Origin of the sequence: Amycolatopsis sp. YIM 10 (assembly GCF_009429145.1) — a bacterium.
Classification (GTDB): Bacteria; Actinomycetota; Actinomycetes; order Mycobacteriales; family Pseudonocardiaceae; genus Amycolatopsis.
Genome location: NZ_CP045480.1, coordinates 3,037,331 through 3,055,734 on the forward strand (window position 1 = coordinate 3,037,331; position 18,404 = coordinate 3,055,734).

At 67.8% G+C, this 18,404-nt stretch carries 19 protein-coding genes; 7 read left to right on the top strand and 12 right to left on the bottom strand.

The features are described from left to right. The first annotated feature begins 10 nt into the window (after window positions 1-10). Window positions 11-865, top strand: coding sequence for a serine hydrolase (locus YIM_RS14830; protein WP_228004729.1), 855 nt, complete (start codon window positions 11-13; stop codon window positions 863-865). A gap of 13 nt (window positions 866-878) precedes the next feature. Here the strand turns inward: YIM_RS14830 and YIM_RS14835 are convergent, their stop codons facing one another. After that, the gene (locus tag YIM_RS14835) at window positions 879-2,702 is read right to left on the bottom strand and encodes a primary-amine oxidase (RefSeq protein ID WP_153030917.1); all 1,824 of its coding nucleotides are present in this window, start codon (window positions 2,700-2,702) and stop codon (window positions 879-881) included. 125 nt (window positions 2,703-2,827) lie between these two features. Between YIM_RS14835 and YIM_RS14840 the strand changes: the two genes are divergently transcribed. Together YIM_RS14840 and YIM_RS14845 are read left to right on the top strand one after the other, a co-directional pair. Continuing rightward, window positions 2,828-3,379, top strand: a complete 552-nt coding sequence (locus YIM_RS14840) for an amino acid transporter (protein ID WP_228004730.1) — start codon at window positions 2,828-2,830, stop codon at window positions 3,377-3,379. Between the two features lie 23 nt (window positions 3,380-3,402). Then, entirely contained in the window at window positions 3,403-4,458 is a 1,056-nt protein-coding gene (locus YIM_RS14845) for an alanine racemase (RefSeq protein WP_153030918.1), read from the top strand. Between the two features lie 9 nt (window positions 4,459-4,467). Here the strand turns inward: YIM_RS14845 and YIM_RS14850 are convergent, their stop codons facing one another. From YIM_RS14850 to YIM_RS14865, 4 genes are read right to left on the bottom strand one after another with little or no spacing between them, the layout of a single operon-like run. Continuing rightward, window positions 4,468-4,803: a DUF3140 domain-containing protein gene (locus tag YIM_RS14850; RefSeq protein WP_153030919.1), complete on the bottom strand. Its 336-nt coding sequence runs from the start codon at window positions 4,801-4,803 to the stop codon at window positions 4,468-4,470. A gap of 56 nt (window positions 4,804-4,859) precedes the next feature. Then, window positions 4,860-5,234 carry a hypothetical protein gene (locus YIM_RS14855; protein ID WP_153030920.1) on the bottom strand — a complete coding sequence of 125 codons (375 nt, stop codon included), beginning with the start codon at window positions 5,232-5,234 and terminating at the stop codon, window positions 4,860-4,862. Between the two features lie 22 nt (window positions 5,235-5,256). Beyond that, window positions 5,257-6,102 (bottom strand): LLM class F420-dependent oxidoreductase, encoded by an 846-nt coding sequence (locus YIM_RS14860; RefSeq protein WP_153030921.1) that lies wholly within the window; start codon window positions 6,100-6,102, stop codon window positions 5,257-5,259. Window positions 6,103-6,127: 25 nt separating this feature from the next. Then, window positions 6,128-7,210, bottom strand: a complete 1,083-nt coding sequence (locus tag YIM_RS14865) for a TetR/AcrR family transcriptional regulator (RefSeq protein WP_153030922.1) — start codon at window positions 7,208-7,210, stop codon at window positions 6,128-6,130. 151 nt (window positions 7,211-7,361) lie between these two features. Between YIM_RS14865 and YIM_RS14870 the strand changes: the two genes are divergently transcribed. Continuing rightward, the gene (locus tag YIM_RS14870) at window positions 7,362-8,960 is read left to right on the top strand and encodes a DNA polymerase ligase N-terminal domain-containing protein (protein WP_153030923.1); all 1,599 of its coding nucleotides are present in this window, start codon (window positions 7,362-7,364) and stop codon (window positions 8,958-8,960) included. An 80-nt stretch (window positions 8,961-9,040) separates the two neighbouring features. Beyond that, a complete protein-coding gene (locus tag YIM_RS14875; RefSeq protein WP_153030924.1) occupies window positions 9,041-10,777 on the top strand; it encodes an MFS transporter in 1,737 nt (578 codons plus the stop codon). A gap of 16 nt (window positions 10,778-10,793) precedes the next feature. Here the strand turns inward: YIM_RS14875 and YIM_RS14880 are convergent, their stop codons facing one another. From YIM_RS14880 to YIM_RS14895, 4 genes are all read right to left on the bottom strand, one after another. Beyond that, a complete protein-coding gene (locus YIM_RS14880; protein ID WP_153030925.1) occupies window positions 10,794-11,846 on the bottom strand; it encodes an ABC transporter ATP-binding protein in 1,053 nt (350 codons plus the stop codon). Continuing rightward, a complete protein-coding gene (gene modB, locus YIM_RS14885) occupies window positions 11,843-12,646 on the bottom strand; it encodes a molybdate ABC transporter permease subunit (RefSeq protein ID WP_153030926.1) in 804 nt (267 codons plus the stop codon). The genes YIM_RS14880 and modB overlap by 4 nt, the downstream gene beginning before the upstream one ends. After that, the gene (modA, locus tag YIM_RS14890) at window positions 12,643-13,416 is read right to left on the bottom strand and encodes a molybdate ABC transporter substrate-binding protein (RefSeq protein WP_153030927.1); all 774 of its coding nucleotides are present in this window, start codon (window positions 13,414-13,416) and stop codon (window positions 12,643-12,645) included. The genes modB and modA overlap by 4 nt, the downstream gene beginning before the upstream one ends. A 108-nt stretch (window positions 13,417-13,524) precedes the next feature. Beyond that, complete coding sequence (locus tag YIM_RS14895; RefSeq protein WP_153030928.1) at window positions 13,525-14,307, bottom strand: hypothetical protein; 783 nt, start codon at window positions 14,305-14,307, stop codon at window positions 13,525-13,527. A gap of 336 nt (window positions 14,308-14,643) precedes the next feature. Between YIM_RS14895 and YIM_RS14900 the strand changes: the two genes are divergently transcribed. Continuing rightward, complete coding sequence (locus tag YIM_RS14900; protein WP_153030929.1) at window positions 14,644-15,798, top strand: Cmx/CmrA family chloramphenicol efflux MFS transporter; 1,155 nt, start codon at window positions 14,644-14,646, stop codon at window positions 15,796-15,798. 117 nt (window positions 15,799-15,915) lie between these two features. Here the strand turns inward: YIM_RS14900 and YIM_RS14905 are convergent, their stop codons facing one another. The 3 genes from YIM_RS14905 to YIM_RS14915 all read right to left on the bottom strand — a co-directional run bounded on the left by YIM_RS14905 (window position 15,916) and on the right by YIM_RS14915 (window position 17,666). Beyond that, complete coding sequence (locus tag YIM_RS14905; RefSeq protein ID WP_153030930.1) at window positions 15,916-16,338, bottom strand: DUF6010 family protein; 423 nt, start codon at window positions 16,336-16,338, stop codon at window positions 15,916-15,918. 63 nt (window positions 16,339-16,401) lie between these two features. Further along, the gene (locus YIM_RS14910; protein WP_153030931.1) at window positions 16,402-17,223 is read right to left on the bottom strand and encodes an NmrA family NAD(P)-binding protein; all 822 of its coding nucleotides are present in this window, start codon (window positions 17,221-17,223) and stop codon (window positions 16,402-16,404) included. After that, complete coding sequence (locus YIM_RS14915; RefSeq protein WP_153030932.1) at window positions 17,220-17,666, bottom strand: nuclear transport factor 2 family protein; 447 nt, start codon at window positions 17,664-17,666, stop codon at window positions 17,220-17,222. Before YIM_RS14915 ends, YIM_RS14910 begins: the two co-directional genes overlap by 4 nt. Window positions 17,667-17,764: 98 nt before the next feature. Between YIM_RS14915 and YIM_RS14920 the strand changes: the two genes are divergently transcribed. Next, complete coding sequence (locus YIM_RS14920) at window positions 17,765-18,373, top strand: TetR/AcrR family transcriptional regulator (RefSeq protein WP_228004731.1); 609 nt, start codon at window positions 17,765-17,767, stop codon at window positions 18,371-18,373. The last annotated feature ends 31 nt before the right edge of the window (window positions 18,374-18,404 follow it).

The window sequence follows — 18,404 nt, forward strand, 5'->3', positions numbered from 1 at the left end:
GGTCGCGGAGGTGAAATCCTCCGGCCGACGGGTCGTTTCCAGTGTGTTGTCCACGTTGCTGCTCGCCGTGCTGGTGACCAGCCCGGTCGCCCAGGCACGCCCGGTGCCGGTCGTGGAGGAAGAGGCCGCGGCGGCCGGTTTCGAGCCGGGACTCGGCAGGCGCATCATTCGCGCGGAGCTGTACGCGCGCAGCCGTCCCGGATTCGCCGGCCTCGTCGTGCACGACCGCCAGACCGGCGCGACCTGGCGCAACGCCAACTCGGACACGCTGATCTGGGCCTGCTCGACGCCGAAGCTGGCGATGGTGGTCGACCTGCTGCTGCGCGACGACGCGGGCGCCGTCGATTTGACCGACGAGGACCGCGCGCTCATGCACGCGATGCTGAACACCAGCGACAACGACGCCGCGCACGCCCTGTGGAACCGGTACGGCGGGGAGGACTTCGCCACCCGCTTCCCGTCCTACGGCATGACCGACATGCGGTTCACCGACGAGCACCCGCACCACTGGGGCTGGATCCTGACCACCGCCGACGACCTCGACCGGCTGATGAACTTCGTGCTGGAGAAGATGCCCGCGCGGCACCGCGACTACCTCGTCGAAGAAATGCGCGGGGTCGACGCGAACCAGCAGTGGGGTGTGTGGGGCGCGGGTCCGGCCGCGAAGCCGGGCAACAAGAACGGCTGGTCCGACGACAACGACGACGGCTCATGGCTGGTGAACACGGTCGGCTTCGTCGGCCCGGACGCGCGCTACACGGTGGCCGTCATGAACAACACCCAGGTCGTCGAGGGTGGTTTCGAGACCGGCGTCGAAACCACCACCCAGATCAACAAGATCCTGTTCGACGGCTACTTCGGCTAGTCACCGGACGCGGCTAGGGCACGTTCAACGCCGGGTTGCGGTCGAAGAACCCGGTCGGCTTGAGGGTGAACTTGGCGTGGTCGACCGGCATGATCGGCCAGTCCTCCAGCCGCGGCACGTGCGTCGGGCCGAAGGTGTGCCACAGCACGATGTCCTCCCCGTCGATGTCGCGCCCGGCGGCGGTGTACGCGGGCAGTCCTTCACCGCCGGGGCTCTGGTTCACAAAATCGCCGGCCGCGTATCGCTCGCCCGGCGCGTACCGCGTGACCCACAGGTGCTTCGTCGCGAACCCGGCCCTGGCGGCGATCACCGAACCCGGATCGGCCAGCAGCGTCGGGGACTGCTGCACCGAAAGCGTGTAACCGACGGGCTCACCCATCCGGTTCACCTTGCCGGGGTTGACCACACGCCAGACCCGGTTCGGCGCGGCGTCGCGGGCCGTTTCCGTGGTCAGCCGCGTGGTCTGAACGGTGAACGCGTTGCCGTGCTCGTTGCCCTCGCCCATCGGCCGCGCCACCACGTCGATTTCGTCGACGGCGTTCGCGCCCCCGTCGACGGTCATGTCGAGCCGCGCGCAGAACAGGTGCTGGTGGTACGGCGCGCCGAGGCCGGGCGCGACCTGCGTGGCGTAGTCGGAGCCCTCCTCGGGATAGGCCGAGGTGAACAGGAACCCGGTGAGCTTGACCTCGCATTCGATGGTGCCGTCGAGGTAGAGGTACCAGTAGAAGCCGTAGTCGTAATTTCCGACGGTGGTGAAGAAGCTGATCACCAGGCGGCGCTGCCTGCGGGTTTCGGAGATCTCGGTGAACAGGTCACTGTGCTTCCAGAGCGTGCCGAAGTCCTCCTCGTGCACGCAGATCGCGTTTTCGACGACACGCGGGTTGCCGAGTTCGTCGGCGACGGTCACGTCGAGATAGGTGATCTCGCCGAGGCAGTCGCAGCCGAGTTTCAGCGAGTTCGCGTAGCGCCCGAACAGGTACTCGCCGGTGTCGAAGTAGTTCTGCCAGAACCGGACCGGCGACGGATCGGCATAGGGCACCACCATTTCGGCGATCGACGCCCGTTCGACGATCGGCCGTCCGCTGAACGCGAGCTTGCGCAGGATCAGCCCTTCACGGGTGTCGAAACCGACGCGCAGCGACCAGTTGGCCCAGTGCAGTTCGTCGCCGTCGAACCGGAAGGACGGCCCCTCCGGCTGCCGGATCTCGATCGGCTTGAGCCCTTCGAGCGGCGGGCCGACCAGTTCGGGATCGGTGTAGTTCCCCGGTTCCGCCGGTACCTCGAATTCGCGGTGGTCGATCAGCTTGTGCAGTTTGCGCTCGATCACGTCGACATAGGCACACAGCCCGTCGACCGGGTGCGCCCAGCAGTGGTCCTCCGGGAAGTCCTGGCGGAAGGCGAGCACGCGCAACAGGCGTTTGCCGACCTCGTCCGGATAGCCGTAGTTGCCCGCCGACAACGGCGCGAAGATCACCGACTGGGGATCGACCCCGCGTTTCTCCAGCGCCGCCAGCCATTCCGGCGACTCGTTGAGGATCGGTCCGATGATGCCGAACTCCTCGTCGAGAATCGGCAACTGCCCGAGCGCGGCGTCGATCGGGCTGATCTCCACCGCTCCGGTCGTCAACGAAACGCGCGCGTCGCTCGCCGCGCCCGTTCCGAGGTCGAGCAGCAACACCCGCGCCCGTCGTTCCGGCGTGGCTTCGCGCTTGTCCGGTTCGTCCAGGCCGACGTAGGCGAACCGGGTGTCGGTGCCGATGTGCCCGGCATCGGTGAGCACCCGCCGCACGTCGTTGATTTCGTCGGCGGTGAGCGCGGAGAGCGGATGCGTCGTCATCGGCGTTCCCTTCGTCGGCGGCCACTTCCGGGACGAATCTACCGTCGATCACACCCGCCACCGCTGTCATCATCGGCGGCGTGGATTTGACCCGAATGCCATGGAATCCGGCCACTCCCACCGAAGTGCACCGGCTCTTCGGCGCTTTTCCGGCGCTGTGGTGGCTCGCCGGCGGCTACGCGATCGAACTGTTCGCGGGCCGTTCATTTCGTGAACACGCCGACATCGACGTGCTGCTGCTCCGCCGCGACCACCTCCTCGCGCAGCAAGCACTGGCCGGCTGGGAATGGTGGGCCGCCGATCCGCCGGGACACCTGCGCCCGTGGCACGCGGGCGAAACGCTGCCGGACGCCGTGCACGACATCTGGTGCCGCCCCGGCCCCGGCGAACCGTGGCGCGTGCAACTCATGGTCGACAAAACCGACGGCGCCGACTGGGTCTCCCGCCCCGATTCGTCGTTGCGCCGGCCGATCATCTCACTGGGCTGGACCACTCCCGACGGCCTCCCGGTGCTCGCACCGGAGATCCAGCTCTACTACAAGTCGCGCAACGTCCGCCCCAAGGACGAGGCCGATTTCGGCGCCGTCCTCCCGCTGCTCACCAGCGAACAGCGGCGTTGGCTCCTCAACGCGATCCCCGCCCCACACCCTTGGCTAGACCAACTGTCCAATCTGTAGACAGTTTGTCTATAATCATCGGCATGGGCACTCCGTACCTCGCGCTCGACCGGGCCAAGCTCGAAGCCAACATCCACCGGCTGCGTCACCGCCTCGGTGGCACCACCCTGCGCCCGCACGTCAAAACCGCGAAGTCGGTCGAAGTCGCGCGCCTGCTCTTCGACGGCGGCACGGGCCCGATCACCGTCTCCACCCTCGCCGAAGCCGAGGCCTTCGCCGACGCGGGCTTCACCGACATCCTCTACGCCGTCGGTTTTTCGCCCGACAAGCTCGACCGCGTGCGCGCGCTGCGCGACCGCGGCGTGGACCTCGTCGTTCTGCTCGACAGCGTGGACCAGGTCGTGCCCGGCATCCCCGCCCTGATCGAGGTCGACTGCGATGGCCATCGCGGCGGCATCGTCCCGGGCGATCCCGCGGTACTGGAAATCGCTCGGGCACTCGGCGCCGACCTACGCGGTGTGCTCACCCACGCCGGCGAGTCCTACTTCGCCGACAGTCCAGCCGCGCTCGCCGCCGCCGCGGAACAGGAGCGCCACGCCGCCGTCTCGGTCGCCGTCGAATTACGCGACGCGGGGCACGAGGTCCCAGTGGTGAGCGTCGGATCGACGCCGACCGCGCACTTCGCCGAAGACCTCACCGGCGTGACCGAGGTCCGCGCGGGCAACTTCGTCTTCTTCGACCTGGTGATGGCCGGAATCGGCGTCTGCCGAATCGACGATCTCGCGCTGAGCGTGGTCACCACCGTGATCGGGCACCGCCGCGACAAAGGCTGGATCCTGACCGACTGCGGCTGGATGGCGACCTCACGCGATCGCGGCACCGAACGGCAGCGCGTCGACCAGCGCTACGGCCTCGTCGCGAATTTCGACGGCGAGCTGTACCTCGACCTGCTGATGGCCGACGCCAGCCAGGAACACGGCATTCTCGCGCTCCGGCCGGGCAGTTCCGAAACGCTGCCCGATCTGCCGATCGGCACCCAGGTCCGCGTGTTGCCGATCCACGCGTGCGCGACGGCCGCGCAGCACGACCACTACCACCTCGGCGACGGCGAACGGTGGCAGCGGGTGCGCGGCTGGTGAGTCGCCGCTTCAGCTGCGCGCGGGCTTGAGCGGGTCGTGCCCGATGGACATCAGCTTGTGCCGCCAAGCCGCCTGACCAGGCGTGGGCTCCAAATCGTCGCGCCGCTCGGCGTGCACCCGGTCGACGACCTTGCGCATCACGCGCTCGTCGCCGCTGTCGAGATCGACGCGCCGCTTGCGCAGCACCGCTAGCACTCGCCTGCCCAGCTCGCGGCCTGCCTGGTCCGGCAACGCTTCCCCTTCGGGGCCGGCGTCGTCGGTGCGCAGCCAGTCGTCCAGTTCACGGGAGGTCATGTTCACCACCCGGTGGAACTCGTTCCACAATTCGTCGTCGAAGGACGGCATCTCAGCCTCCATCCGTCGATGCTTCGTGAAGATCGAGTACCCAGCCGCGCCGTCGGTTATTCGAGCGCGCGCAGGATCGGGGCGGCCTCGTCCGGGTGCACGCGCAGTTCGGTGCGCCGGTCCGCGGAGTGGAAGGTGACCGCCTGCCGGTCCACCGCCTGCATGGTCAGCGCGCCCGGGGCGAATTCCTGGCCGCGCCACGTCACCGCCTTCCCGCCACCGACGGCAAGGCGTCCCTCCTGCTCCGCGCCTCCGGTCAGCTCGGCGTCCTTGAGCACGCACGGTATTTCGGTGCGTTCGCCGCGCGCGATGGCAGCCGCGCGGGTGCGCCGACGGCGGCGCTCGCGCACGTCGAACCAATCGACGAGGGGTGCGAGGTGCCCGGCGATCACCAGCAGCCCGCGCCCGAGCAGCGCCAGGATTTCACCCATGAATCCAGTTCTACCGGGACTTTCAGCCGATGCCCAGCTTGCCCGCCAGCCTGCCGAGCCACGCGGTGACCTCGTCCGGTTCACGATCCGGCAAACCGAAAATCAGTTCGGTGACGCCGATCGAAGCGAGGTGCGCGATCCGCTCGGGGTCGGGTTTGCCGCTCAACGCGGCGACCTCCGGTTCACCGGCTCGGCCCGCTTCACGCCAGATCTGCCGCAACAGCGCCACCTGGTCGTCGATTTCGACGTCGCCGGGTGTGGTCAGCCAGCCGTCGGCCGATTTCGCGATCCAGCGGAACGTCCGCTCGTTGCCCCCGGCGCCGACCAGCACCGGGATGTGCGGCTGGACCGGCTTCGGCCACGCCCAGCTCGCGCCGAACGAGACGTACTCCCCGGTGTAACTGGCTTCTTCGTCCGTCCAGAGCGCACGCATCGCTTCGAGGTACTCGCGCAGCACCGTCCGCCGTTTCGCCCCCGGCACCCCGTGGTCGGCGAGTTCGTCGACGTTCCAGCCGAACCCGGTGCCGAGCGTGACCCGCCCGCCGGAGAGGTGGTCAAGGCTGGCGATCGTTTTCGCGAGCGTGATCGGGTCGCTCTCGACGGGTAGTGCCACCGCGGTCGCGAGCCGGATGCGCGTGGTCACCGAGGCGGCTGTCGCCAGTGCCACCCACGGATCGAGCGTGCGCAGGTATCGGTCGTCCGGCAGTGCCGCGCCGCCGGTGCCCGGATGCGGCGCTTCCCGCTTGACCGGGATGTGGGTGTGCTCGGGTACGTAGAAGGTGTCGAAACCGGCTGCCTCGGCGGCCTTGGCCGCGGCGGCGGGCGCGATGCCCCGGTCGCTGGTGAACAGCACGATCCCGTGTCTCACCCGGCGGACATTATTAGAACGTGTTTCAGTTTGCAACCTTGCCGCGGGCGTTGGCGATGGCGTGACCGGCCCCGGAACCGTCAGCGCGGGCGACGATCCGCCCGCCCTCGACGCGGATCGCGGCCTCCGTTTTGTCGTCGACCGCGTGCACGTCAGCCGCCGCGGCGAGCGTGCCCCGTGCGTCGCAGACAACCCGGAGCCGAGGCCAGGCCGCGGCCGGAAAAGCGGACCGCACACAGCTCGCGAGTTCGGCGATGGCCAACCGGGCCAGCGGCATCAGTTCATCCGGCGAACTGGTGACCAGCACGACGGTCACCCCCTCCGCCACGTCGGCTGAACGAACGGCATGCTCCACCGCCGTCAGCCGATGCAGCCCGAGAATCGTCACGACCCCTTCATTGAGCGCCGCGGCCTCACCGCGCACGAGGTCGACGACCTCCGGTGGCGTCCATGGCTCATCCACCTCGTGGCTCGTCGGCACCGTCGACGGTGCCGCCCACCAATCGCTGAGGTCGAGTCCCGCCAGCTGCTCGCAGGCACTGACCACGTCGAACGGTTCGACGAAGCCCGGTGCCGATGCGGCCAGCCGGCTCGCGCCGTGCAACGTCGTCAAAACCGACTCGGCAACTCGAACCAGTCGGCGTGGCGGTGCGCCCGGTGGCCGCTCCGGTGGTTGCAGCCTTTCCATCGCCAACCCCAGCAGCAGCGCGTCGAGCTTCATCAACTGCGCGAACGGCCGTCGGAGTCGTTCGTCGGAACTGACCTCGGACACCAAATCCATGCCGAGTCGGGCGGTGTCCGGCGCACCGACGGGCAATCGGGTCACCCAAGTTCGTGCGAGCGCACCAAGTGCTTCGCGCAGATCCTGCCCAGGCTTGGCGTGTGGGGGAGCGGTCGCGCGTTCGGCCAGCTCCGCCAGCACGGCGAAGTACAGCGCGCGCTTCCCGGGAAAGTTGGAGTAGACCGCGCCACGCGTCAGTTCGGCACGCTCGGCGATCGCGTCGACCTTCGCGTCGCGGAAGCCGCGTTCGGTGAACTCCTCGCGCGCGGCCCTGAGCACCTTCGCCCGGTTGTGCTCCTGCAGTTCCGCCCTGCTGAGCCGGACCATCGTGCTCCTTCCCGACGTCGTTCAGATGACGCTAACATCTGGAGTGCGCCGGGTGTCAAAGGTCGAGCGCCGCGCCTGACGCCGCTCACCAGGCGGTGGATGTGACGACGGAGGGCTTTCCAGCGGGCGTCGGGCGGGTATATCGATAGGTATGAACAAACGCGCGAAGAACGATCGGCTGGCCAAGTACCAGTCGATGCGCGACTTCACGCGCACCGCGGAACCCGCTGGTGACGGCAAGGCCCAGCCCTCGGGCAACCGCTTCGTGGTGCAGCGGCATCGTGCCCGCCGCCGGCACTACGACGTCCGGCTGGAGATCGACGGCGTCCTGGTCAGCTGGGCGGTGCCGAAGGGGCCGACGCTCGACCCCAAGGCGCGCCGCATGGCCGTGCACGTCGAGGACCACCCGATCGAGTACGCCGATTTCGAAGGCGTGATCCCGGCGGGCGAGTACGGCGGCGGCGATGTGATCGTCTGGGATCGCGGCACCTGGGAGCCGGTCGACACCGATGACCCGCTGAAGGCCATCGAGAACGGCAATCTCCACTTCAACCTCTACGGCGAAAAACTGCACGGCCTCTTCGTGTTGATCCGCCCACGTCGCGCGGAGTCCGAGAAGGACCAGTGGTTCCTGCTGCACAAGCAGGACGAACACGCGCAGCCGGGCTGGGACGCCGAGGACCACCCGAAGTCGGTGAAGACCGGTCGTACGAACGACGAGGTCGCGGCGAAGCCTGACGCGTTGTGGCGCAGCGACCTGCCTGCCGCCGAGGCCGAGGTGCGAATGGGCACCCCGCAATGGGAGCCGCCGACCGAGGACGAGATGGCCGCACTCGAAGAACTGGGCACGAAGGGCACTTGGGAACTCGCCGGTCGTTCCCTCAACCTGACCAATCTGGACAAGGTCCTGGTGCCGGGACGCGACGGCGAGGACCCGCTGACCAAACGCGACCTGATCCGCTACTACACGTTGATCGCGCCGACGATGCTGCCGTACCTGGCCGGTCGTCCGCTGAACACGCACCGCTTTCCGAACGGCGTCGACAAGCCCGGGTTCTGGCACAAGGAAGTGCCCGGCCACGCGCCGAAATGGCTCAAGCGCTGGCACCACGAGCAGGCCGAGGCGGGCGACGTGGAGTACTACCTGGTGCCGGACAGCCTGCCCGCGATGGCCTGGCTGGCGAACTACGGTGCGATCGAGTTGCACGCGTGGACGTCGCGCATTCCGGATGTCGAGCATCCGACCTGGGCGCTGTTCGACATCGACCCCGGCCCGGAGACTTCGTTCGATGACCTGCTGGTGCTCGCGCGCCTGCACCGCACCGCGCTGTCGCACCTGGGTCTCGAAGGACGCGCGAAGATCACCGGTCAGCGCGGCATCCAGGTGTGGGTACCGGTCGAATCGCGGTACACCTTCGCCGAGACCCGTGCCTGGACCGAAACCGTGTCGAAGACGATCGGCCGGACCGTGCCCGACCTGGTCAGCTGGAAGTGGACCAAGGACAAACGCAAGGGCCTGGCGCGGCTGGACTACACGCAGAACGTGATCAACAAGACCCTGGTCGCGCCGTACAGCATCAGGCCGCAGCCGGGCGCCCCGGTTTCGGTGCCGATCGAATGGGACGAGCTGGACGACCCGGACCTGACGCCGGATCGCTGGACCGTGCGCACCCTGTTCGACCGCCTGAAGAAGGTCGGCGATCCGTTCGCCGCGCTGCTCGGGGTCGAGCAGCGCCTGCCCAAGCTGTAGGTCCAAAGAATCATTAAAGAACCGCTCCGTTGCCACTTTACCCGCAAATACTTAGCATTGCTAAGTGAAAGTGGGGTGGCATGGGACCGCGGTACAAATGGGTGGCGTTGTCGAACACCACGCTCGGCATGCTGATCGCCACGATCAACTCCTCGATCGTGCTGATCGCGCTGCCGGACATCTTCAAGGGCATCGGGATCAATCCGCTGGAGCCGTCGAACACCAGCTACCTGCTCTGGATGATCATGGGTTTCCTGGTGGTCACCGCGGTGCTGGTGGTCAGCTTCGGCAGGCTCGGCGACATGTACGGCCGGGCCCGCATGTACAACATGGGCTTCGCGATCTTCACTGTTTCTTCGATCCTGCTCGCCGTCACCTGGTTCGACGGTGACGCGGCCGCGCTCTGGCTGATCGGTTGGCGCGTGGTGCAGGGCGTCGGCGGCGCGTTCCTGATGGCCAATTCGTCGGCGATCCTGACCGACGCCTTCCCGGCGAACCAGCGCGGCATGGCGCTCGGCATCAACGGCGTCGCCGCGATCGCCGGCTCCTTCCTCGGCCTGGTCATCGGCGGGGTGCTGGCACCGGTGAACTGGAACCTGATCTTCCTGGTGTCGGTCCCGTTCGGACTCGCGGGCACGGTGTGGGCCTACCTCAAGCTGCACGACACCGGCATCCGTCGGCGCGCCAAGATGGATTGGTGGGGGAACGTCACCTTCGCCGTCGGCCTGATCGCCGTGCTGGTCGGCATCACCTACGGAATCCAGCCGTACGGTGACGCCGCCACCGGCTGGGGCAGCCCGTTCGTGCTCACCTGCCTGCTCGGCGGCCTGGTGGTGCTCGCCGCGTTCGTGGTGATCGAGACCAAAGTGGACAACCCGCTGTTCGACCTGTCGCTGTTCCGGCTGCGCTCGTTCTCCTGGGGCAACCTGGCCAACCTTGCCGCTTCACTCGGCCGCGGCGGCCTGCAGTTCATCCTGATTATCTGGCTGCAGGGGATCTGGCTGCCGCAGCACGGGTACAGCTTCGAGGAAACGCCGCTGTGGGCCGGGATCTACATGCTGCCGATGACCGTCGGTTTCCTGCTCTCCGCACCCGCGTCGGGAATTCTGTCGGATCGCGTCGGCAGCCGGTTGCTCGCTTCGACGGGACTGTTGATCAGCGCGGTCACCTTCGGCCTGCTGATCGCGCTGCCGGTGGACTTCCCGTACTGGGCGTTCGCGGCGATCCTGCTGGCGAACGGCATCGGCATGGGCATGTTCTCATCGCCGAACCGGGCCGAAGTGATGAACAGCCTGCCTGCTCATGCCCGGGGATCCGGTTCGGGCATGATGACCACCTTCCAGAACGCGGCCATGGTGCTGTCCATCGGCTTCTTCTTCAGCCTGATCATCACCGGTTTTTCGAGCAGCCTGCCGAGCGCGATGCGGGATGGCCTCGTCGCGCACGGCGTATCGACCGGCGCTGCCGAGCAGGTCGCGGCGTTGCCCGCGGTCGCCGTGTTGTTCGCCGCCTTCCTCGGTTACAACCCGATCCAGCAACTGCTCGGCGATCAGGTGAACACGCTGCCGCCCGACCAGGCGAGCTTCCTGACCGGCCGCAGCTTCTTCCCGAACCTGATCTCCGGCCCGTTCGCCGAAGGCCTCCAGATCGCGTTCAGCTTCGCCATCGTGCTGTGCATCATCGGCGCGGTCGCTTCGTTGCTGTGCCGCCCGGTCAAACCCGGCAGCGGCGGCGAATCGGTCGGAACCGAACTCGCGGCCGCGGCCGGCGAAGCTGTCGACGCGTCTCCGGAACGCGGCTCGGTGCTCAGCCGCTGAACCGGCGTCCGCGTTGTCAGGCGGAGTAGGTCTGGATTTCCGTGGCCTTCAGCGCCGCCCACAACCGCGCACCCGGCACGATCCGCAGTTCGGCGACCACCGCGGGGGTGATGTCGGCGTGCACGGCGGGTTCCCCGTCGAGGTGAACGCGGATCGTGTGCGCGTGCTGTTCCAGGCCCAGCACGGTGACCGGCCAGGTGTTCCGGGGACTGCCGGTCGGCCGGTCGGGGTGCAGGCTGATGGCGGAGGGGGAGAAGGCCACGTGCACGGCACCGTCGGCGGGCTCGGCGACCGTGAGTTCACCACCGGCGTCGAGCGCGACCGTGGTGCCGTCGGCCTTGCCCCGGTGCAGGTTCAAGCCGACCAGCTGCGCGATGTAGTCGGTGCGCGGCCGGCGGGCCACCTCGGCAGGGGCACCTTCCTGCACCACTTGGCCGTCCTCGATGATCACCAGCCGGTCCGCGAGCACCATCGCGTCGAGCGGGTCGTGGGTGACGAGCAGGGTGCGCCCCCGGTAGTCCGCGAGGTGGCGGCCCAGTTCGGCACGGATGTGCAGCCGCGTACCGGCATCGAGCGCGGCGAGCGGCTCGTCCAGTAGCAGCAGTTCGGGATCGGTGACCAGCGCCCGCGCGAGCGCGACCCGCTGGGCCTGCCCGCCCGACAGCGACCGCGGCCGGACGTTGTGGTGGGCATCGAGGCCGACCTTGTCCAGCCAGTCGGCAGCGAGGCGCCGCGCCTTCGTGCGGTCGGTGCCGCGCGCGCGAAGCCCGAACGCGACGTTCTCCAGCGCGGACAGGTGGTTGAACAGCAGGTAGTCCTGGAAAACGACGCCGATCGGCCGGTGCTCGGCGAGCACGAACTCCCGAGGTGGCTCATCCCACGCGCGATCGTCCAAACGCAGCGACCCCTCGCTGATCGGCAACAGACCGGCAAAGGCCCGCAACGCGGTTGTCTTGCCCGCGCCGTTGGGTCCGAGCAGGGCGACCACTTCGCCAGGGGCGACGGCCAGCCGCAGGTCGAGGCGGAACCCGCTGTCCCGATCGATCCGGAAATCGGCGCGCAGGGTCACGACACACCCCGGATCCAGCGGTCCCGCAGGCTGGCCAGCACCACGATCGACACGATGAGCAGCACCATGCTCAGCACGATCGCAGCGTCCGGATCCGCCTCCAGCGCCAGGTACACCGCGAGTGGCATCGTGGTGGTCTCGCCGGGGAAGTTGCCGGCGAAGGTGATCGTGGCGCCGAATTCGCCGAGCGCGCGTGCCCAGCACAACACGGTGCCCGCCACGATCCCCGGTGCGATCGACGGCAGCGTGACCCGCCGGAAGGTCAGCCAGCGCGACGCCCCCAGGGTCGCCGCGGCCTCCTCGTAGCGGGGATCGGCGGCGCGCAGCGCGCCTTCGACGGAGATGACCAGGAACGGCATCGCGACGAACGCTTCGGCGATCACCACACCGGCCGTGGTGAAGGGCAGGGAGATGCCGAACCACGAGTCGAGATACTGGCCGATCGGTCCGCGCCTGCCGAGTACGAGCAGCAGGGCGACCCCGCCGACGACCGGCGGCAGCACGAGCGGCACGGTCACGAGCGCACGCAGGACGCCCCGCCCGCGCACTTCGCCACGCGCCAGCACCCAGGCCAGCGGCACGCCCAGCACCAGGCAGATGACCGTAGCCAGGCTCGCGCACACCAGCGACAGCCGAAGCGCCTCCCCGACCTCTGGGCTCAGGAGCTGGCTGGGCAGTGTGCTCCACGGTGCCCTGATGATCAGCCCGGCCAGCGGCACCACCAGGAACGCCAGGCCGAGCAGTGCCGGCACGAGCAGAACGAGGGGAAGCCGCCCGCGAGCCTTGCGGCGTGTGGTCATGGAGCGTCGAAACCTGCCTCCCCGAGCACGGCCCGCCCGCGTGCCGACAGCACGAACTGCATGAACGCGCCGGCGGTGGTGGCGTTCGGCGCCTTGGCCAGCGTGGCGATCGGATAGTCGTTGATCGCCTCATCGGCCTCCGGGAACGCGATGCCGTCCACCTCGCCACCGGCGGCCTTGACGTCGGTCCGGTAGACGAGTGCCGCGTCGACCTCACCGAGCCGGACCTTGGTGAGCGCGGCTTTGACGTCCTGTTCGAGGGTGTCGGGTGCAGCCGCCAGCCCGGCGGCTTCGAAGACCTTCTTGGCGGCGGCGCCACACGGCACCTTCTCGTCACAAAGCGCGATCTTGCGCTCGGCGTCGGCAAAATCGACGAGCCCGGTGATCCCAGCCGGATTGCCCTTGGGCACCGCGATCTCGAGCCGGTTGCGGACGAAGGTGACCGGTTCACCGCTGGTCGCGCCCGCGTCGCTGACCTGCTTCATGTTGGTCTGCGCGGCCGAGGCGAACACGTCCGCGGGCGCACCCTGATCGATCTGCTGCGCGAGCGCCGAACTGCCGGCGAAGTTGAAGTTGACCTTCGTGCCGGGGTGGGCCGCCTCGAACTCCTGGCCGAGCTTGGTGAAGGACTCGGTCAGCGAGGCCGCGGCGAACACGGTGACCGGCCCGTTCACCGCGCCGGTGGCGTTGTCCGCCGGCGTGTCGCCGCCGCAGGCGACCAGCGTGAGCGCCACGGCCGCCAGGGTCGTGCTAATCCGCAAGTTCGGCATGATCGGCAGTGTAGCTACGCGATCGCGGAAGAAAACCCGTGCTGCGGTATCTATTGCGGATCAGCGTGGGCCCGTGCCGGGCGCACGGGCCCACAGCGGGTGACGAGATCAGCTGGTCAAACGCGATGCCTTGATGGTTTTCACTTCCCCGGAGGGCAAGGCGACCTGGGCGGACGCGTAGACCTCGTTGTCGGTGCCGAGACCGCTGCTCTGCCGGATCACGGTGGTGGACCAGTTGGTGGCGTGCTTGGTGCAGGACGGGTCGCAGAGGTCGCGGGTCTTGTGGGTGTTGGTGCCGTCCGCGATGATGCCGACCCGGATCCACCGGGGTTCCATCCAGTTGCGGGCGGACGGGGCGACCGTCAGCTTGGCACGCTCCTGGTGGATCTCCCGGTAGGAGCGTTCATGCCGGTACACACAGACCTTGCCGGCGGTGTAGGTGACGCACTTGTCGGCGATCGGTGACCAACCGCTCCAGGAGGCGGCGACGTCGAAGCGGTCGTCGTTGGCGAGCTCGCCCCGGGCCATGTAGGACCCGGCGAAGGTCTTGACCGGACTCCACGGCGAACTCCACGCGGAGGTCTGCGGGGCGCAGCCGCCCGCGCAGAACTGGTTCAGAATGCCGTCCGAACTCCAGCTGAAGGTGGTCGGCTTCAGCGAGTTGCCCGCGGTGGGGGCGACGGTGAGCCTGCCGCGGTAGCCGGTGACCGAACCGGTGTCGGTGACGCGCTTCTGCACCTCCGCGCAGACCGAACCGGCACTACTGCCGTCGATGAGCGTGACGGTCCGGCAGTTCTTGTCGTGGGCTTGCCAGGTGGTCGCGGCCTGGGCGGCGGGTACGGCGGCGAAGCCGCCCGCGACGACCGCGGCCGTGGCGCCGAGAGTGAGCACAGCCGTTCTGAATTTCCGCAAAGAACCTGTTCTTTCTGTTCGAGCATGGACCCACATGCCAGTCGGCAGCGGTCAGCGGCGGTGAGGTCTCAAAATATCAGCGCGCCCGCCGGACGATGTGGTTCGAACAAACCATTGACGGCGCCGGAGATCGTGTGCTCGACGCGAAAAGCGTGGACAGCGATCGCCGGGGCTGGTTAGCCTGCGGGCATGTCCAGCCCCGAGGCGTCCAGACGGTAGCCATCCGCGCAGTGTCCTCCTTGGACTTTGCGTTCGGAAATCGATTCAGGCATCGCTGAATGCTGCCGTTTCCCGACGTCCTCAATGGGGTCCTTCATGCCTTTTGCCGTATACCTGCTCGGGCTGGCCGTTTTCGCCCAGGGCACTTCCGAATTCATGCTGTCCGGACTCATCCCGGAGATCGCCGCGGACCTGCGGGTGTCCGTGCCCGCCGCGGGCCTGCTCACCTCGGGCTTCGCGGTGGGAATGATCGTCGGCGCACCGCTGATGGCGGCTCTGAGCCTGCGCTGGCCACGTCGTCGAACGCTGGCGATTTTCCTGACCACCTTCGTGGTGGTGCACGTTCTCGGCGCGCTGACCACGAGCTACGAAGTCCTGCTGGTCACCCGTGTTGCCGGGGCGCTGGCCAACGCCGGGTTCTGGGCGACCGCACTGGCGACGGCCAACGCCATGGTGCCGTCGAACGCCAAGGCCCGGGCCACGTCCATCGTGGTTGGCGGGGTCACCGTGGCGTGCGTCGCCGGTGTGCCCGCCGGTGCTTGGCTCGGCCAGGAGTGGGGCTGGCGCTCGGCCTTCTGGGCGGTTGCGTTGATTTCGCTGCCGCCGCTCATCGCGATCCTGCGGACCATTCCGGCCGGTCGCCCGGAGACCGCGGACACGGGTGTGCGCGGCGAGCTGCGGTCGCTGCGCGACTCTCGGCTGCTGGTGATCCTCCTGGTGGCCGCGCTGGTGAATGGTGCGACGTTCTGTGCCTTCACCTATCTCGCGCCGCTGTTCACCACGGACACCGGGCTCGGCGCGGGCTGGGTGCCGGCGCTGCTCGCGCTGTTCGGTGTCGGGTCGTTCCTTGGCGTGACGATCGGCGGCCGGGTCGGCGACACTCGTCCGGTTCCGCTGTTGGCGATCGGCATGGTGGCGTTGATCGCGGGCTGGTCGCTGTTCGCGATGACGTCGGGCAGCGTGGTCGCCACCGTCGTGCTCGTCCTGGTGCAGGGCACACTCGCCTTCGCCACGGGGTCCACGTTGATCTCGCGTGTGTTCTACGTGGCGGAAGGCGCGCCGACGCTCGCGGGCGGGTTCGCGACAGCCGCGTTCAACGTCGGGGCTGCGGTCGGACCGTGGCTCGGCGGCGTCGCCATCGGCACCGGGGCCGGCTTCCGCGCACCGCTGTGGGTCAGCGCGGCGATGATGGTGGCGGCCCTCGCGGTGGCCGTGACGGCACTGGGCATCCGGAAGCGGGCACTCCGCTGATGTAGTTCGTGCAGGTGGTTTGTCCCTTCGCGCATTGCCTTCGTGCGAAGGGACAAACCACCTGCCATTGTGAGGTTGCCGCCCGTAGCTAGGCAGCGCTCACGCGCGTGGGCCCGTTCATTCGCTTTGAGCCTGCATCGGTTTCGCTGCGCGGAATCGCGCGGTGACCAGCTCACGCACCGAAGGGCCACCCATCAGACACCACACTGCGATCACGGGGTCGCAGATGGCGCAGCCGAGCGACGAATGCTCCGCGAACGGCAGGATTGGAGTGCCTTTCCAATGGTGCAAAGCATCCCATGCGGTGTGAAGCAGCCAGCCGATGCCGATGAAGGTCCACGAATCGAGGCCACGGTAGGCGACGTAGGTAAGCACAACCGTGAACGCGAGTTCCCACGCGCCGAAGCCGCCACTGCTGAGGTAGGCGGCTCCGGCGCCCGCGACCATCACCGCGTTGAAGCGGCGGCGATGTGGCTCGCGGATGAAGGAGTTGAGGCAGACGTAAGCGATTCCGACCAGAATCGGGGCGATGATCAGCACCTGTCGGACGTTAATCCGAAGGGTGTTCGCGCGACACCGGCTGAATCGCCAACTCCCACCGGATTATCGCCAACTGTCCCGATGCGCGGCGACGAACCCGGCGAACGTGCGAGCGGGGCGTCCGACGACTTCGTCGACCGTGGTGGCGACGCGGTCTTCCGCGCCGTGGCGGATCTCTTCGTCCAGCCCGGCGAGCACGGCGGCGAACTCCCGCGGCAGACCTGTCGCGGCCAGCAGTTCGGCGAATTCACCAGTGTCGAGCGAACGGTGCCGCACCGGTTTCCCGGTGACCTCGGTGATGATTTCGGCGGCATCGGCGTAGCTGAGTGCTTGTGGACCGGTGATCACGTGGTCGGTGTTGTGCGGCACCTGATCCAGCAAGGCGCGGGCGGCGACTACGGCGATGTCGTCGGCGTCGACAAAAGCGACGCGACCTGAACCGGTGGCTGTGACTATCTCGCCCGCCGACCGGATGCCTTGCGCGACAGCATGTTCGCCGGTGAAGTTCTGCATGAACCAGGATGGTCGCAAGACCGTCCACTCCGGGAAGCCTTCTCGCACCAAGCGCTGGAGCTTGCCCAGCCGGGGCGTGTCTTCGCTGATCGCGGACGAACTCAGCAGTACGACTCGGCGCACACCGCTATCGCGAGCGACAGCCAAGAACGGTTCGACGATCGGGGCCGGATCGGCCTCGCCAATGGGAGCGACCAGGTATATCCGGTCGATATCGGTCAGCGCCGGACCGTAGGTTTCCGGCGCCGTCCAGTCGAAACGGACTTGGCCCGCTGCGGCCGGTTTACGGGTGGCTACGCGGGCCGAGGGACCGACAAGCGCGGCGACCCGACTGCCGGTCGTGCCGGTACCACCGGTGACCAGCGTTTTCACGCCGTGGCCGTCGTCGAGTTGCCGAACGCCATGAGCTCGTCGGCTCCGCCCATCGCTTCCGCCGCAGCCAGTGGACTCCAGTAGTCGCGGTAATGCGCGATTTCGCCGTTCTTCGCCGTGATGACCGCGACATAGCGCATGCGGTACGGCTGTCCGCTCGCCACGATCGTGCCGGCGACCTCGAACTCCGCGATGACACGGTCGGCGTCGGCAACGTCGTGGATCTCGCTGGCCACGACCCGCTCCGGCAAGATGCGGTCGTTGTAGTCACGCAGGTATTCGCGCACGGCGTCACGGCCTTCGATGCGGTCCGGATAGCCGGCTGCGGCGAACGGGAACTCGAGGACTCCGCCGGCTGCCCAAAGCTCGGCGAAGCCGGTCATGTCCTTGGCGAGGATTCGCCGAAGGGCCTCATCTACCAGGTCACGGGCGGTTCTGGGCACAGTCGCTCCTGAAGTTCATCGAATGGACGATACGGCACCGTCCTGTCCACGACCCTACGCGGGACGGGTCCGTCCCGTCCAGTCGTATGCTGTGGACCATGACCGCTCGTCGTACCCCCACTGGAGCTGCCGTGCTCCAGCCTCGGATCACCTCGGCCATCACTGAAGCCGTGCTCGATGAACTCGCCGCCAACGGTTACGGGCGGTTGTCGATGGAGGCGGTCGCCAAGCGTGCAGGGGTTGGTAAGAGCGCACTCTATCGGCGCTGGCCATCCAAGCAGGACATGGCGATCGCGGTGTTGTCGGAATTCAGTGTTCCATTGGCGGAGGTGGCTGACACCGGTTCGCTACGGGGCGACCTTCTGGCGATGGTAGCTGCGCTGCGTGATTGGTTCACCCATCCGCACTTTTCCGCGATTCTGCCGGACCTCACCGCTGAAGCCGGGCGAAACCCGGCTCTCGCGGCTGCCATCCAGGCGATGATCGGTGAACCGCGGCGCCGGCAAGGTGCGGTGATGTTGCGGAGAGCGATTGCGCGAGGCGAGTTGCCTGCCGACCTGAACCTGGAAATGGCGCTCGACTTCCTTCCTGGGCCGTTGTTTTGGCGGTTGAGTGTACGAAAAGTGCCCCTGGGGCCTGCATATGACGATGAGTTGATCGAGTTTCTGTTGCGCGCCTTGGGGTCCACTCCGGCGGCCAGCGCGTGAAGTAAGAATACCCATTCGTGGTGGGAACGTG